This is a genomic window from Streptomyces sp. NPDC001927 (assembly GCF_053594455.1).
This window is the reverse complement of the sequence record NZ_JBSFEN010000001.1, coordinates 733940-748498: the sequence shown is the minus strand read 5'-3', so window position 1 is coordinate 748498 and position 14559 is coordinate 733940. Positions and strand designations below refer to the sequence as shown.

At 72.7% G+C, this 14559-nt stretch carries 16 protein-coding genes; 12 read left to right on the top strand and 4 right to left on the bottom strand.

The features are described from left to right. Positions 1-28: 28 nt before the first annotated feature. Complete coding sequence (gene zapE / locus ACWCO8_RS03150; RefSeq protein ID WP_451030886.1) at positions 29-1111, bottom strand: cell division protein ZapE; 1083 nt, start codon at positions 1109-1111, stop codon at positions 29-31. 69 nt (positions 1112-1180) lie between these two features. On the opposite strand from zapE, the gene ACWCO8_RS03145 reads away from it, so the two are divergent. The 5 genes from ACWCO8_RS03145 to ACWCO8_RS03125 all read left to right on the top strand — a co-directional run bounded on the left by ACWCO8_RS03145 (position 1181) and on the right by ACWCO8_RS03125 (position 5359). After that, positions 1181-2062: a pyrimidine reductase family protein gene (locus ACWCO8_RS03145; RefSeq protein WP_451030651.1), complete on the top strand. Its 882-nt coding sequence runs from the start codon at positions 1181-1183 to the stop codon at positions 2060-2062. Between the two features lie 106 nt (positions 2063-2168). Further along, entirely contained in the window at positions 2169-2657 is a 489-nt protein-coding gene (locus ACWCO8_RS03140) for an indole-3-glycerol phosphate synthase (protein WP_362014429.1), read from the top strand. Positions 2658-2801: 144 nt separating this feature from the next. Next, positions 2802-4193 carry a UDP-N-acetylmuramate--L-alanine ligase gene (gene murC, locus ACWCO8_RS03135; protein WP_362014427.1) on the top strand — a complete coding sequence of 464 codons (1392 nt, stop codon included), beginning with the start codon at positions 2802-2804 and terminating at the stop codon, positions 4191-4193. A gap of 10 nt (positions 4194-4203) precedes the next feature. Continuing rightward, on the top strand, positions 4204-4614 hold the full coding sequence (gene msrB, locus ACWCO8_RS03130; protein WP_362014425.1) for a peptide-methionine (R)-S-oxide reductase MsrB: 411 nt from the start codon (positions 4204-4206) through the stop codon (positions 4612-4614). A gap of 148 nt (positions 4615-4762) precedes the next feature. Continuing rightward, the gene (locus ACWCO8_RS03125) at positions 4763-5359 is read left to right on the top strand and encodes an NAD(P)H-dependent oxidoreductase (protein ID WP_451030650.1); all 597 of its coding nucleotides are present in this window, start codon (positions 4763-4765) and stop codon (positions 5357-5359) included. 11 nt (positions 5360-5370) lie between these two features. Here ACWCO8_RS03125 and ACWCO8_RS03120 read toward each other — a convergent pair whose 3' ends face one another. Next, a complete protein-coding gene (locus ACWCO8_RS03120; protein WP_451030649.1) occupies positions 5371-6615 on the bottom strand; it encodes a benzoate/H(+) symporter BenE family transporter in 1245 nt (414 codons plus the stop codon). Between the two features lie 116 nt (positions 6616-6731). Here ACWCO8_RS03120 and ACWCO8_RS03115 point away from each other — a divergent pair, with 116 nt between their 5' ends. Both ACWCO8_RS03115 and ACWCO8_RS03110 read left to right on the top strand, forming a co-directional pair. Continuing rightward, positions 6732-8195, top strand: a complete 1464-nt coding sequence (locus ACWCO8_RS03115; protein ID WP_451030648.1) for a TerD family protein — start codon at positions 6732-6734, stop codon at positions 8193-8195. A gap of 68 nt (positions 8196-8263) precedes the next feature. Then, positions 8264-8644, top strand: coding sequence for a hypothetical protein (locus ACWCO8_RS03110; protein ID WP_451030647.1), 381 nt, complete (start codon positions 8264-8266; stop codon positions 8642-8644). 84 nt (positions 8645-8728) lie between these two features. Here ACWCO8_RS03110 and ACWCO8_RS03105 read toward each other — a convergent pair whose 3' ends face one another. Then, positions 8729-9121: a VOC family protein gene (locus ACWCO8_RS03105; RefSeq protein WP_451030646.1), complete on the bottom strand. Its 393-nt coding sequence runs from the start codon at positions 9119-9121 to the stop codon at positions 8729-8731. Between the two features lie 47 nt (positions 9122-9168). Between ACWCO8_RS03105 and ACWCO8_RS03100 the strand changes: the two genes are divergently transcribed. Continuing rightward, a complete protein-coding gene (locus ACWCO8_RS03100) occupies positions 9169-9804 on the top strand; it encodes a nucleoside/nucleotide kinase family protein (RefSeq protein ID WP_451030645.1) in 636 nt (211 codons plus the stop codon). Here the strand turns inward: ACWCO8_RS03100 and ACWCO8_RS03095 are convergent. Next, on the bottom strand, positions 9801-10550 hold the full coding sequence (locus ACWCO8_RS03095; protein WP_451030644.1) for a CTP synthase C-terminal region-related (seleno)protein: 750 nt from the start codon (positions 10548-10550) through the stop codon (positions 9801-9803). The two genes, ACWCO8_RS03100 and ACWCO8_RS03095, sit on opposite strands and share 4 nt — an antisense overlap. A 128-nt stretch (positions 10551-10678) precedes the next feature. On the opposite strand from ACWCO8_RS03095, the gene ACWCO8_RS03090 reads away from it, so the two are divergent. From ACWCO8_RS03090 to ACWCO8_RS03075, 4 genes are all read left to right on the top strand, one after another. Next, a complete protein-coding gene (locus tag ACWCO8_RS03090; protein WP_451030643.1) occupies positions 10679-11266 on the top strand; it encodes a hypothetical protein in 588 nt (195 codons plus the stop codon). 121 nt (positions 11267-11387) lie between these two features. After that, on the top strand, positions 11388-12260 hold the full coding sequence (locus tag ACWCO8_RS03085; RefSeq protein ID WP_451030642.1) for a LysR family transcriptional regulator: 873 nt from the start codon (positions 11388-11390) through the stop codon (positions 12258-12260). Positions 12261-12319: 59 nt separating this feature from the next. Then, complete coding sequence (locus ACWCO8_RS03080; RefSeq protein ID WP_362014413.1) at positions 12320-13291, top strand: hypothetical protein; 972 nt, start codon at positions 12320-12322, stop codon at positions 13289-13291. Between the two features lie 170 nt (positions 13292-13461). Then, positions 13462-14559, top strand: coding sequence for an aminopeptidase P family protein (locus ACWCO8_RS03075; protein WP_451030885.1), 1098 nt, complete (start codon positions 13462-13464; stop codon positions 14557-14559).

The following is a 14559-nucleotide window of genomic DNA, read 5'->3' as shown; positions in this document are numbered from 1 at the left end:
TCCCTTTCGATCGGGTATGGCCCCCAACCTACTGCTCGACCAAGCCCTTCGCGTCGCGAGCGAGCGCGGTGAGCCGGGAGATCGCCCGGAAGTACTTCTTGCGGTACCCGCCGTTCAGCATCTCCTCGCTGAAGAGCCGGTCGAAGGGGAGCCCGGAGGCGAGGACCGGGACCTCACGGTCGTAGAGCCGGTCGGCGAGGACGACGAGCCGCAGCGCGGTCGACTGGTCCGGGACCGCCTGCACGTCCGTGAGGCAGACCGCCGCCAGGTCGTCGGTGAGCGCGCCGTACCGGCTGGGGTGGACCTTGGCCAGGTGGTCGAGCAGGTGCGGGAAGTCGTCGAGCGAGGCGCCGGGGGTCGCGTACGCGGCCTTCGTCACCTGTTCGTCGGAGTACGGCGCCGGCGCCTCGGGCAGCCCGCGGTGGCGGTAGTCCTCGCCGTCTATCCGGAGCGGACGGAAGTGCGCGGAGAGGCCCTGGATCTCGCGGAGGAAGTCGGCGGCGGCGAACCGGCCCTCGCCCAGCTTGCCCGGCAGCGTGTTGGAGGTGGCGGCGAGCGCCACGCCCGCCTCGACCAGGCGGCTGAGCAGGGAGGAGACGAGGACGGTGTCGCCCGGGTCGTCCAGTTCGAATTCGTCGATGCAGAGGAGCCGGTGGCCGCTCAGGGTCTTCACGGTCTGCTGGAAGCCGAGCGCGCCGACCAGGTTCGTCAGCTCCACGAAGGTGCCGAAGGCCTTGAGCCCGGGCTCGGCGGGCGTCGCGTGCCAGAGGGAGGCGAGCAGGTGGGTCTTGCCGACGCCGTACCCGCCGTCGAGGTAGACACCGCGCGGCCCGATGGGGGCGGCCGGCTTCTTCGCGAACCAGCGGCTGAGGGCCGGCCGCTTGCCCGCGCCGGTGGCGTGGGCGCCGCCGAGCCCCTCGGCGAAGGAGCTGAGGACCTTGACCGCGTCGGTCTGGCTGGGCTGGTTCGGGTCCGGGATGTACGTGTCGAAGCGGACCGAGTCGAACCGCGGCGGCGGCACCATCTCCGCGACGAGGCGGTCGGCGGGGACATGGGGCTCCCGGGCGCAGAGGGAGGCCGGAGCCGCTTCGGTGGAAGCCGCTTCGGTCATGGCGCGGGGGGCGTGGGAGGCACGGGTCGACACAGTTCCCCACTCTAAGCGCCGTGTCAGACTGCGAGGATGCGACGCCTGTTCCCTGTGACGGACATGACAGCCACGACGGCCCCGACGGCGGTCGACGTCTTGGGCAAGGAGGGGTCCGGGCCTGACGCCGCGGGCCGCGACGGCGGCCGCACTGCCGTCGGCACGGAGGCCATCGGCCCGGACGCTCTCCGTGACCGGGAGTGGTCCCTCGACGAGCTCGCCGATGCCTACGCGTACCCGGACCTCGCCCCCGGCGAGAGCTGGCTGCGCGCCAACATGGTCTCCTCGCTCGACGGCGCCGGGCAGCACGACGGCCGGTCCCAGCCGCTCTCCTCCGACAGCGACATGCGGATCTTCGGCACCCTGCGCGGCCTCGCCGACGTGATCGTCGTCGGCGCGCAGACCGTGCGCCAGGAGGGGTATCGCCCGGCACGCGCGCGTGAGGCCTTCGCGGCCCGCCGGGCGGCCGCCGGGCAGGGGGTCGCGCCGGTGATCGCCGTGGTCAGCGCCTCCCTTGACCTCGACTTCACGCTGCCGCTCTTCACCGAGCCCCTGGTCCCGACCCTCGTCCTGACCGGCGCCGGGGCGCCCGCCGACCGCGTCGCCGAGGCCCGGGCGGCCGGGGCGGAGGTGGTGATCGCGGGCGACGGGACCGGCGTCGAGCCGGGCCGCGCGGTGGCGGCGCTCGCCGAGCGGGGGCTCCGGCGCCAGCTGACCGAGGGCGGCCCCCGGCTCCTGGGCCAGTTCGTGGCGGCCGGGGTCCTCGACGAGATGTGCCTGACGGTCTCGCCGACCATGACGGCGGGCAGTGCGCAGCGCATCGCCGGAGGCCCGTCCGTGGCCGTCCCGCGGCGGTTCCACGTGGCGTCCGTGCTGGAAGAGGCCGGGTTCCTTTTCACCCGCTACCGTCGGATCTGACAATCGGCGGAATTTGTCGTTCCGGTTAGCTTCCGCTGGGCACACTTACCCCCGTAGACCCCGTGCGGGCACGGGGAAGGATGGTTTCCGCAGAAGGGCTCCTGAGGTGTTCACAAGCGTTCTGATGATCGAGAAGCCCCTCACGTCCGTCGACGTGGAATTCGTCACCACCCTGCACGGCGACGAGGAAGTGTCCTTCATCGTTCTGATGCAGCCCCGTGGTGACCAGGCCGATGTACTGCTGCGCGCCATCGACGACGTCGCCATGGGCGAACTGAAGGAAGCGACCCGCGAGGGTGAGGAGCCGGAGGGCAAGGCGGCCCGTGTCCCCGCCGAGCAGGCCCTGGAGTACTCCCTCCAGGGGCTGCGGAACGCCGGCTGCGAGGCGGTCGGACAGGTGGTCGAGGACCACCCCCTGGACAAGATGAAGTCCGTGGTCGAGGAGTCCGAGGCGGACGAGGTCATCGTGCTGACGGCCCCGCACTATGTGGAGGAGTTCTTCCACCGCGACTGGGCGTCACGGGCCCGTCACAAGGTCGGCGTACCGGTCCTGAAGCTGTTCGCGCACAGCGAGGCGGAGAACGCGGAGGGGTAGGAGGCGTGCCGTGGCCGCCCCGCCCCGCGCGGGGCGGCCGCCGCGTAGGGCGCGGGCGCGCCCCGGGGGCCGTCAGCCAGGGGCTGTCACAGGGAGCCACTAGGCTGGGGACCTCCTGTACGTCGTCCCCCGGGGAGAACACTCATGGCACCCGCCATCCCTACCGCCATGGAACGGCCGCACTTCATCGGCATCGGCGGTGCCGGAATGTCGGGCATCGCGAAGATCCTCGCCCAGCGCGGAGCGAAGGTGGCCGGCAGCGACGCGAAGGAGTCCGCGACCGCCGAGGCACTGCGCGCGCTCGGGGTCACGGTGCACATCGGGCACGCCGCCGGCCACCTCGCGGACGACGCCTCCGCCGTCGTCGTCTCCAGCGCCATCCGCGCCGACAACCCCGAGCTGGCCCGCGCCGCCGAGCTGGGCATCCCGGTCGTCCACCGCTCCGACGCGCTCGCCTCCCTCATGGACGGCCTGCGCGCAATCGCCGTCGCCGGTACGCACGGCAAGACCACGACCACGTCGATGCTGGCCGTCGCGCTCACCGAGCTCGGTCTCGACCCCTCGTACGCCATCGGCGGCGACCTCGCGGGCCCGGGCACCAACGCCCGCCACGGCGACGGTCAGGTCTTCGTGGCCGAGGCGGACGAGAGCGACCGGAGCTTCCAGAAGTACGACCCCGAGGTCGCGATCGTTCTCAACGTCGAGCTGGACCACCACGCGAACTACGCCTCCATGGACGAGATCTACGAGTCCTTCGAGGCCTTCAGCGCCAAGATCCGCCCCGGCGGCACCCTCGTCGTCGGCGAGCACGCGGGCGCGCGCGAGCTGGCGCGCCGCGTCGCGGGCCGGCAGGACCTCCGGATCCTCACCGTCGGCGAGTCCGCGGACTCCGACGCCCGGATCCTCTCGATCACCCCGAAGGGCATGACCAGCGAGGTCGTCGTCCTCCTCGACGGCGTCGAGCACACCTTCACCGTCTCCGTCCCCGGCCGTCACTACGCGCACAACGCGGCCGCGGCCCTCGCCGCCGGCTCCCGCGTGGGCATCGACCCGGCGGAGCTGGCCCAGGCCCTCACCGCGTACACCGGAGTCGGCCGCCGCCTCCAGCTCAAGGGCGAGGCCGCCGGTGTGCAGGTCATCGACTCGTACGCGCACCACCCCACCGAGATGACCGCCGACCTGGAGGCCATGCGCGGCGCCGCCGGGGCCGCGCGCCTCCTGGTGGTCTTCCAGCCCCACCTCTTCTCCCGCACGCAGGAGCTCGGCAAGGAGATGGGCGACGCCCTGGGCCTCGCCGACGCCTCCGTGGTCCTGGACATCTACCCGGCCCGCGAGGACCCGATCCCGGGCATCACCAGCGAGCTGATCATCGCGGCGGCCCGCGCGGCCGGCGCGGACGTGACGGCGGTCCACGACAAGGGCACGGTCCCGGACGTCGTGGCGGGAATGGCCAGGCCGGGTGATCTCGTTCTGACGATGGGCGCGGGCGACGTCACGGACCTCGGTCCGGAGATCCTCGCCCGCCTGTCGAGCTGAGGAGCATGTGATGGCGTCGTACGAGGTCGAGAAGCCGGACGAGCAGTGGCGCGCGGAGCTGACCCCGCAGGAGTACCAGGTCCTGCGCCAGGCGGGCACCGAGCCCGCGTTCCGGGGTGAGTACACGGACACGAAGACGAAGGGCGTCTACTCCTGCCGGGCGTGCGGCTCCGAGCTGTTCACGTCGACGGAGAAGTTCGAGTCGCACTGCGGCTGGCCGTCCTTCTACGACCCGAAGGAGAGCGAGGCGGTCGAGCTGATCGAGGACCGCTCGCACGGGATGACGCGCACCGAAGTCCGCTGCGCGCGCTGCGGCTCGCACCTGGGCCACGTCTTCGAGGGCGAGGGCTACCCGACCCCGACGGACCAGCGGTACTGCATCAACAGCATCTCGCTGCGCCTGACGCCGGACGAGGGCTGACCGGCCGCTCCTTTATTCGTTGGAGGTCCCGGCGGGGCACTGCCAGGGTGTGGCGCATGACGTCGCACCCCGCAGAGCGACTCCTGACGGAGCCGCATGCCTCGCCGGGCTTGCGCAGACGACCTGAGCTCGAGCTCGAGGCGGACGCGTGACCGGCCCCGTACACGTCGTGTACGCGCACCCCAGTGAGCGGAGCTTCACGCGCGAGGTGCTCGACGCGTTCCTCGGCGGCCTTGCCGACGCCGGTCGGCCGTACACGGTGTCGGACCTCTACGCGATGGACTTCCGCGCGGAGCTCACGCGGGCCGAGTACGAGCGCGAGTCCGGGTACGACGCCGACGTGCCCGTTCCCGAGGACGTCGCCGCCGAGCACGCCAGGCTCGCCGCCGCCGACACGTGGGTGTTCGTCTACCCGGTGTGGTGGGCGGACTGCCCGGCCCGGCTCAAGGGCTGGTTCGACCGCGTGTGGACGGTGGGGTTCGCCCGGGGAGTCACCGGTCCGCGCCGCACGGTGGCCGAGAAGGCCCTGGTCCTCTGCACGGCCGGGTACGACATCGCCGAGCTCGAAGCCTCCGGCTGCTACCGGGCGATGAGGACCGTCATGCTGACCGACCGGATCGGCGAGCGGGCGAGGACGAGCGAGTTCGTCGTCCTCGGCGGCTCCGCGGGCGCGAGTGCGAGCGGCTGGCAGGTGCTCAAGGGTGAGCACCTGGCCAGGGCGGCGGCGCTGGCGCGCTCGGTCTGACGCCCAGCGGTTCAGCGGCTCTTCGCCGCCTCGGTCTCGGCGGCGGCGCTCCGCGGCTGCGCGTCGGAGCGGCCCCCGCGCCGCCGGGCGAAGTCGCCGACCGCGAGGGTCAGGACGCCCGCAAGCAGGCCCCAGAAGGTCGAGCCGATGCCGAAGAGCGTGAAGCCGGACGCGGTCGCGAGCAGGGTGACCACGGCCGGTTCGCGCAGGCGGTCGTCGCGGAGGGCCGAGGTGAGGGAGCCGCCGATCGTGCCGAGCAGCCCGATGCCCGCGATGCCCAGAACGAGGGCCGGCGGCATCGCCGTCAGCAGCCAGCCGACCGTTCCGCCGAAGAGGCCGACCAGCAGATAGAAGACACCCGTCCAGACACCGGCGATGTACCGCTTCCTGGGGTCGGGGTGGGCCGCCTCGCCACTGCAGATGGCGGCGGTGATGGCGGCCAGGTTCAGGCCGAAGCAACCGAAGGGCGCGAGCACGGTGTTGACCGTGCCGGTCCAGGTCAGGAGGGGTGAGATCGGGGTGGAGTAACCGGCGTTGCGGAGCACGGCCACCCCGGGCAGGTTCTGCGAGGCCATGGTCACGGCGAAGAGCGGCAGGCCGACGCCGATCAGGACCTGCCAGTCGAACTCGGGGCGTACGAAGGCCGGTTCGGCGAGCGTGAGCTCGAAGCCGTCCAGCTTCCACGAGCCCTGCCACGCCGTCGCGGCGACACCGACGGCGAGCGCCGCGACGACCGCGTACCGCGGGAACCAGCGCCGGCCGACGAGGTACGCCAGGAACATGGGGACCGCGATGACGCCGTTCCGCTCCATCTGCGTGAAGAGTTCGGTGCCGAACTGGAGCAGGACACCGGCGAGCAGCGCCGACGCGAGCGGGACCGGGATCCGGTTCATGATCCGTTCGAACCAGCCGGTGACCCCGCTGATGACGATGAGCACGGCGGACAGCAGGAACGCCCCGACCGCCTGAGCCATCGTCACCCCCTGAAGGCCGGTGGCGAGGAGCGCGGCGCCGGGCGTCGACCAGGCCGTCACCACGGGGGCGCGGTAGCGCAGCGAGAGGCCGATGCAGGTGACCCCCATCCCGATGCCGAGGGCGAAGACCCACGAGGTGAGCTCGGCGGAGGTGGCCCCCGCGGCTTTGGCGGCCGTGAAGACGACGGCCACGGAGCTGGTGACGCCGATGAGCACGGCGAGGAATCCGGCGGAGACGGCGGTGGTCGGCGCGGCGGATCGAATATGTCGTATGAAATCCATGGCCCGGGCATCCTGGCACACCGACTTCCGGGCGCCCGAGGGGTTTTCCACAGGCCTTGTCGCGAGGGCCCGGATGGCCGCAAGATCCAGGAGTGATCCATTTTGGGGAGGGGAAAATGATCAAGGGGAGCAATGCCTTCGTACCGACGGTGCCGCTGCGGATCGCGGTGCGGGGCGGGGTGGACGTCGCGGCGCTGCTGCTGACGGAGACGGGCCGGGTCCGGGGGGACGCGGACATCGTGTTCCACGGGGCACCGGTCCATCCCTCGGGCGCGGTGCGCCTGTTGGGGGACGACCAGGGCACGGTCTGGCTGGAGGCGGGCCTCACGGCGATCGAGGGGGACATCGCCCGGGTCCTTGTGGTCGCCTCGACGGAGAACGGCGCGCTGCGGGACGCGCGGGGCCTGTCCGCGGAGGCGTTCGCGCCGGACGGCACGTCGGTGGCGGGGTACGACGTGACGGACGCGGGCGGCGAGACGGCGATGGTCCTCGCGGAGCTGTACCGGAAGGCGGGGGGCTGGAAGTTCCGCGCGGTGGGCCAGGGTTGGCTGAACGGCTTGGCGGGCCTGGCGAGCGACTACGGGGTGGACGTGGCGGAGGAGCCGGGGACGGGGGGCGCGGGGCCGGGGCCGGGGCCGGTTCAGGGCCCGACGGCGGCTCCGCTCCAGACTCCGACTCCGGCTTTCCAGGCGCCGCCTGCGACTCCGGCTCCGGTCCCGGCTTTCCAGGCGCCGCCACCGGCGCAGGTTCCGTACCAGGCACCGGCGCCGGGGTACGGCGTGCCGGCCGCACCTGCACCGGCGCCGGGGTACGGCGTACCGGCCGCACCGGCACCGGCTTTCCAGGCTCCCGGGCCCGGGCCCGCGCCCACGGTGGTGGTTCCGGCCGCGCCGCCGGGCGGAGTGCCGGACTGGACGTTCGGTGCGGTGTTCCCGCCGTACACGCAGAGCGGCCGGGACAATGAAGTCCTCACGGTGGACGGCCTTCCGCCGGGGCCGGTCGTGGTCGAACTCGAGATACGGGGAGACGGATACACGGGCCTCTGGACCCTCAACCGGCTGAACAAGGAGGGGGACAACCTCGTCAACAGCACCGAGGAGAACTTCCGGGGCCGCACGCTCGTCCAGGTCCCCGGAAGCGGTCGACTGCGCCTCAAGCTGAGGGCGGAGGGCCCCTGGCAGTTCCAGGTCCTGCCGCTGGCCGCGGCAACGCGCCTGACGGAGCAAGAGATGGAGAACCGCGGCCCCGACGTCTTCCTCCACACGGGCGGCACGGCCGATCTGGCCCTGCACTACCGGGGCGACGACAACCTCATCGTCCACCTCTACGAACTGGAGGGCCACGACGACCCCTCGACGCTGCCCAGTTACGAGAACGTGGTCAACGAGATCGGCAAGCGCCGGGAGACCGTTCCGCTGCCGGAGGGCCCGGTCATCGTGCACATGGAGATGGCCGACGGCCCGTGGCGGGGACGGCTGAAGCACCTCCAGCCCCACAGCCGCCGGCCGACCGACGGCCGGCCCGCACCGGTGACCGACATAAGCAAGGCCCAGGGCTGGCTACGCCGGGGGAGGCGCTGACCGTCCCGACGGGGACGGGGGAGTGGCGGGCGTCGACACGAGCGTTCGACGGGAGAGAAGGTGATCCGGTGAGTTCACTTCAGAAGGTTCTCGAAGCCGCGCCAGGCTGCCAGGGGTACTTCTTGGACCGCCTCTCGCTGGAGCGCATCGACGACGTCGATGCGCTGGAGATGGGGCTCCGTTGGGGGCCCGGGAAGCCGGATGTGACGCTCGCTTTTCGTGACGTCTACTTCTGCTCGATCGAGCGGCCTCCGGGGCCTGGTGCCGCGCCGCTGGATCAGGTGACGGCCACCCTTCTGGAGCCGAGCGATTCACCCTGGCCTGAAGGGCTGGATCTCGAACTGATCCGTTCGTCCTCGCTCCCGGCGTTGATCTGGTTCCGAGCCGAAGGGCCGGTTCACGTCAGTGTGCTGGCTGGGATCGCAAGCGTGTCGCGCGAGGTCATGTAAGTGACCGCCAGGGCCTGTCCGACCCTGATCCGCCGGACAGGCCCTGAGCGAGCGCACACCTGAGGCCCCGCAAGGCAGCGCCGTTCAGCCCTTCGGCTCCAGCAGGTCCCAGCGGTTGCCGTAGAGGTCTTCGAAGACGGCGACCGTGCCGTACGGCTCGTGGCGGGGGGTCTCCAGGAAGTGGACGCCTGCCGTGGTCATTCGGGTGTGGTCGCGGGTGAAGTCGTCGGTGTGGAGGAAGAAGCCGACCCGGCCGCCCGTCTGGGCGCCGACGGCGGACTCCTCCGCCGGGTTCTTCGCCCGGGCCAGGACCAGGGCCGTGCCGGAGGGGCCGCCCGGCGGGCGGACGACGACCCAGCGGGTGCCGTCGCCGCGGTCGGTGTCCTCGACGAGGTCGAAGCCGAGGGCGTCGGTGTAGAAGGCGACGGCCTCGTCGTAGTCACGGACGACGAGAGTGACGAGAGCGATGAAGGACATACCACGAGGTTATACGTATGACCGGTCGGGCGCCACGCGGTGCGACAATGCACCGCATGGACGCCCAGCTGCTCGCCGAGCTCACCGACCGCGGCCGGCTCCTCGCCGTCCCCGGTCGGCGGCGGATCCTCGGGCTCGCCGGGGCGCCCGGGGCGGGGAAGTCCACCCTCGCGGCGCGGCTCGTCGCCCGGCTCGACGGCCTCGCCGTCCTCGTGCCGATGGACGGCTTCCACCTGGCCCAGGCCGAGCTGGAGAGGCTCGGGCGCGCCGGGCGCAAGGGGGCGCCGGACACCTTCGACGCCGCCGGGTACACCGCCCTGCTCGCCCGGCTCCGTGCCCCCGAGCCGGGGACCACCGTCTACGCCCCCGCGTTCGACCGCGCCCTGGAGGAGCCCGTCGCCGGGGCGGTGCCCGTCGCGCCGGAGGTCCCGCTCGTCGTCACCGAGGGGAACTACCTGCTCCACGACGAGGGTCCGTGGGCCGGGGTCCTGCCGCTGCTCGACGAGGCGTGGTTCCTGGAGCTCGACGACAACCGCCGGGTGCCCCGGCTCGTCGAACGCCACGTCCGCTTCGGCAAGGACCGCGCCCACGCCGAGCGGTGGGTCCGCGACTCCGACGAGTCCAACGCCCGGCTCGTCGCCCGGGGCAGGGACCGTGCCCACCTCGTCGTGAGCATGAGCTAGCGCGACCGGCCGGCGTGGTCCGTCGCCGCTTGGGCCAGGGCCCGGACGATCGGGTGCGGGCGTGAGCCGTCGCCCGCGAGTTCCGGCTGGAAGAGCGTGGTCAGGAAGAAGGGGTGGCCCGGCAGTTCCGCGATCCGGACCTGCCCGCCCTCGTCCTCGCCCGTGAACCGCAGTCCGTGCGCCCGCAGCGTGTCCAGGTGGCGGGTGTCGGGGCCGTAGGAGCAGTGGTACCGCTCCGTCGTCCGCTCGGCGCCGAGGACCGACTCCGCGAGCGAGCCCGGCGTGACCCGCACCGCCCCCTCGTGGCCGACCAGCGAACAGGCGAGCGGCGCGATCAGCAGGTCGTCGTCGGCCGCCGCCGGGTCGTTCTCGGCGTGCGCGGCGGCGGTCAGGCCGCAGACGTCGCGGGCGAATTCCAGCAGCGCGTGTTGGAAGCCGCCGCAGGTGCCGAGGAAGGGGATGCCGTCCTCGCGGGCGGTACGGATCGCGGCCAGCGCGCCCTCCTCGCTCTCGTACGGGCTCCCCGGCAGCACCCACACGGCGTCGAAGCCCTTCACCGCGCCCGGCGCCTCCGCGTCGGCGGTCGGGATCCAGTACGCGTCGAGGACGAGGCCGTCGCGCTCGGCCAGCGCGTCGAAGAGAGTGGGGATGCGGACATGGGACTTCACGTGCGGGGAGCGGTCGCCGACGAGGGCGACGCGGGGGGTGTGCCTGGTGGTGGTCGATGCCTGGTTCATGCCGACCATGCTGGTCGGACGGGCTCGTTCACGTCCAACGATGATTCCTGCACTCCCGATCGCGAACGCTTATGACGTCGTCCCGCGCTGACCAGGTAGCCTCGCGACCGCACACGTTCGCGGGGGAGTCGTCGCACATGTATCCGATCCAGTTCGAGCTGCCGTACCAAGGCCCGCATCATGGAGGGCTGCGGAAGCGCTCCACACACTCGTGGGCCGGAACGGTGGCGGGTTTCGGGACGGTCGAGCTGTCGACGCCCGCGGAGGAGGAGTTCGCCCGGGATCTCGTCGGCGCCTGGGTGTCCGGGCGGGGGATACCGCCCATGTCGTTCCTCGGCGTCGAGTTCCGTGACCGGCCGCGCTTGGCGGACATGACCCTGACCGTCGACGGCTGGAGCGGAAAGCTCAAGCGCCGTCATCTGGCGGTCACCCCGCGCGGGCGGGCGCTGCGGATCGAGGTCGCCGGGCGTTCGTACCGTTACCAGGTCCTGGGCAGCAAGTACCGGCACGAGCTGCGGCGTGAGGGAGCCGTCCTCACCATGGCGCGGTCGAGCTGGCGGTACCCGGAGCGCATCTCGGGGTCCGGGCAGGGCCACTGCGACGGTCTGGACATCGGCCTCGCGATCCTGCTGGAGGGCGCCTACACCCGCAACCTCTCCTTCAGCGGCGCGCTCTACTCGTGGCCGGGGCGCTTCCTGAGCCGCCTGGATCTGCCGGACTTCTGACCCGAGGACCCGATCCGACCACCGCAAGGCCCCGCACCACCCCGAGGACCCGACGACCCCGACGACCCCGACGGCCCGACCACCTCAAGGACCCGACCACCCCAAGGACCCGCACCACCCCATGGACCCGCACCACCTCCGTACCCTCGTCACCGTCGCCCGGCTCCGCTCCTTCTCCGAGGCCGCGCGTGAGCTCGGCTACACCCAGTCCGCCGTCTCCCAGCACATCGCCGCCCTGGAGGGCGACCTCGGTCTGCCGCTCCTCGGGCGGCGGCCCGTCGTGCCCACCCCGGCGGGGGAGCGGCTGCTCGAACACGCCGGTTCGCTGCTGCTCCGGCTCGACGCCGCCCGCGCCGACCTCGCCCGGTTCGCCGCCGCGCCGCCCGAGACGCTGACCCTCGCGGCCTCCCCGCTCGCCCTGCACCCCCGTACCCTCGCGGCCCTGCCCGCCGTCGGCGTCACCCTGCGGACCCTGCCCCGCGACGAGGTGCCCGCCGCCGTCGCGACCGGAGCGGCCGACCTCGGCCTGGTCGACGGACTGGCCGCCCCCAGCGACCCGTTGCGGCTGCCCGACGTCGCCCCGCTCACGGCCACCCGGGTCGCCGAGGAGCCGCTCGCCGTCGTCCTGCCCGTCGGCCATCCGCTCGCCGGGCGCCCCGGCCTGCGCCTCGCCGACCTCGTCGACGCACGTTGGCTCGACGCCCCCGACGCCGGCATCCCGCTCGACCGGCTCCGCTCCGCGCACGGCGGCCCCGCCGGCCAGGGCTTCCGAACCGCGCTGCGCCACGAGGGCAGCGACAGCCGCCTCCTCGGAGCCCTGGCCGCAGCGGGGCACGGCCTCACCCTGCTGCCCGTCTCGCTCGCCGCCACGGTCCCGGGAGCCGTCGCCGTACCCCTCACCTCTCCGCGTCTCGTCCACCGCGTCGAACTCCTCCACACCGGCACCGAACCAGGGGGCCCGGCCGCGGAGTTGGCCGGACAGCTCGTCGCCTGAGCGGAGACACCCCCTAGGCTGGTCCCACGGCGAGGGGCGACAGGGAAGGCGGGGCTGACGTGGGGTTGTTCCGACGAGGGCCACGGCGCGACGGTGACGACGCGCCCAGGGACCCCGAGTTCTCGTACTTCTCCGTCCGCGAGGCCGCCCTCTTCCGCAGCCGCGTCCGCGAGGCCTTCGCCGAACTCGGCCTCGAAGTCACCGTCTACGCCGACCTGGTGCGCGACGCCGACGGCCGCGCCTTCGGCCTCGGCAACCTCGCCGCCGTCTGCCACAACGACCGGCGCGGACCGCGCGTCTGGCCCGCGCTGATCCGCCGCCATGTGAGCCTCGTGCTGCGGACCATGGACGGCCCCTCGGCCCTCGACACCCTCCGGCCCGAGCAGATCCGTGCCCAGCTCTACCCCCGCGTCGTCAGCGGCGAGGGCATCGACCCCGGCACCTTCGGCTACGCCCGCAGCGTCGCGCCGGGGCTGTACGAGATCCTCGCCCTCGACCTCCCCGAGAGCGTCATGATGCTCACCGACGAGGCGCTCGAACCCCTCGGCGACCTCGACGACCTGCGCGACCGCGCGCTCGCCAATCTGCGCGGGCTGCCCGTCGAGGGACACGAGACGGTCCGGGACGCCGACGGCATGTGCTTCGAGGTCATCCTCGGCGACTCCTTCTACACCGCGAGCCGCGTCCTCGACCTGGACGCCGTCGTACGGCGCGTCACCGGGCGCCCGCTCGGCGAGTACGGGGCCCTGGTCGCCATGCCGTTCCGGCACCAGCTGGCCTTCCACCCGATCCGCGACACGACGATCGTGCCCGCGCTCGGCGCGATGGCCTCGTTCGCCGCCTCCGGGTACGAGGACACCCCGGGCGCCATCAGCCCGTACGTCTTCTGGTGGCGCGGCGGCACGCTCACCCAGCTCAGCGACCACGACGAGGACGGCGGAGAGCTGCGGATCGTCGTCGGCGAGGACTTCCACGACCTGCTCGAACGCCTCATCTCCCAGGGCCCCGGGCCCGGCCCCGACACCCGCTGACCGCACCCGCCCCGACCCGCTCCGACCGGTCGCGCCGCAGGGGCTCGACCGGCAGGATTGACCCCATGCCGAGTACGCCTGAGTCCCGTACGTCCGAAGCCCGTACGCCCGAAACCGGTACCGCCGAGTCCGCTCCCGCGCCCTTCACCGCCGACGACTACCGCGCCCGGATGAACCGTGCCGCCGAGTCCGCCGCCGACGCCGGACTCGCCGGCGTCCTCGTCGCGCCCGGCCCCGACCTCGTCTACCTGACCGGCTACCAGCCGACCGCGATCACCGAACGGCTCACCGTCCTCGTCCTCGCCGCCGGCCAGGACCCGGTGCTCGTCGTGCCGACGCTGGAGGCCCCGGACGCTCAGAAGGCGCCCGGCGCCGCCGCGCTCACGCTGCGGGACTGGACCGACGGCAAGGACCCGTACGCCGTCACCTCGCCGCTCCTCGACGTGACCGGCCGGTTCGGCGTCAGCGACAACGCCTGGGCCATGCACCTGCTCGGCCTCCAGAAGCAGCTCCCCGACACGTCGTACGTCTCCCTCACCGAGGCGCTGCCGATGCTGCGGGCCGTCAAGGACGCCCACGAGCTGGAGCGGATCGCGGTGGCCGGCGCCGCCGCCGACCGGGCGTACGGCGAGATCCTCAAGGTCGCGTTCGCGGGCCGTCGGGAGACCGAGGTGGCCGCCGATCTCGCCGCGCTGCTCATGCGGTTCGGCCACTCCCAGGTCGACTTCACCGTCGTCGGCTCAGGCCCCAACGGCGCCAACCCGCACCACGAGGCGGGCGAGCGGGTCATCGAGCGCGGGGACATGGTCGTCCTCGACTTCGGCGGCCTCAAGCACGGGTACGGCTCCGACACCACCCGTACCGTCCACGTCGGCGAACCGACCGACGAGGAGCGGCGCGTCCACGACCTCGTACGGGAGGCGCAGCAGGCCGGCTTCGAGGCCGTACGGCCCGGCGCGGCCTGCCAGGACGTCGACCGGGCGGCCCGCAAGGTGATCACGGACGCGGGCTACGGCAAGTACTTCATCCACCGCACCGGCCACGGCATCGGCGTCACGACCCACGAGCCGCCGTACATGATCGAGGGCGAGGAGCTCCCGATCGTGCCGGGGATGTGCTTCTCCATCGAGCCGGGTGTCTATCTGCCGGGCCGCTTCGGGGTCCGCATCGAGGACATCGTGACGGCCACGGAGGACGGCGGCCCGGACGGTACCGGCGCCGGCCGCCGCTTCAACAACACCCCGCACGAGATGGCGATCGTCGAGTAG

What these genes read in the sequence shown, in the direction of transcription:
- ACWCO8_RS03105 (WP_451030646.1), bottom strand. Translation starts at nt 9,121, where the DNA reads ATGTCCTTCATCGCTCTCGTCACTCTCGTCGTCCGTGACTACGACGAG.
- ACWCO8_RS03075 (WP_451030885.1), top strand. Translation starts at nt 13,462, where the DNA reads ATGAACCGTGCCGCCGAGTCCGCCGCCGACGCCGGACTCGCCGGCGTC.
- ACWCO8_RS03095 (WP_451030644.1), bottom strand. Translation starts at nt 10,550, where the DNA reads ATGGTCGGCATGAACCAGGCATCGACCACCACCAGGCACACCCCCCGC.
- ACWCO8_RS03145 (WP_451030651.1), top strand. Translation starts at nt 1,181, where the DNA reads ATGCGACGCCTGTTCCCTGTGACGGACATGACAGCCACGACGGCCCCG.
- ACWCO8_RS03115 (WP_451030648.1), top strand. Translation starts at nt 6,732, where the DNA reads ATGATCAAGGGGAGCAATGCCTTCGTACCGACGGTGCCGCTGCGGATC.
- ACWCO8_RS03085 (WP_451030642.1), top strand. Translation starts at nt 11,388, where the DNA reads ATGGACCCGCACCACCTCCGTACCCTCGTCACCGTCGCCCGGCTCCGC.
- ACWCO8_RS03090 (WP_451030643.1), top strand. Translation starts at nt 10,679, where the DNA reads ATGTATCCGATCCAGTTCGAGCTGCCGTACCAAGGCCCGCATCATGGA.
- msrB (WP_362014425.1), top strand. Translation starts at nt 4,204, where the DNA reads ATGGCGTCGTACGAGGTCGAGAAGCCGGACGAGCAGTGGCGCGCGGAG.
- zapE (WP_451030886.1), bottom strand. Translation starts at nt 1,111, where the DNA reads ATGACCGAAGCGGCTTCCACCGAAGCGGCTCCGGCCTCCCTCTGCGCC.
- ACWCO8_RS03120 (WP_451030649.1), bottom strand. Translation starts at nt 6,615, where the DNA reads ATGGATTTCATACGACATATTCGATCCGCCGCGCCGACCACCGCCGTC.
- murC (WP_362014427.1), top strand. Translation starts at nt 2,802, where the DNA reads ATGGCACCCGCCATCCCTACCGCCATGGAACGGCCGCACTTCATCGGC.
- ACWCO8_RS03100 (WP_451030645.1), top strand. Translation starts at nt 9,169, where the DNA reads ATGCACCGCATGGACGCCCAGCTGCTCGCCGAGCTCACCGACCGCGGC.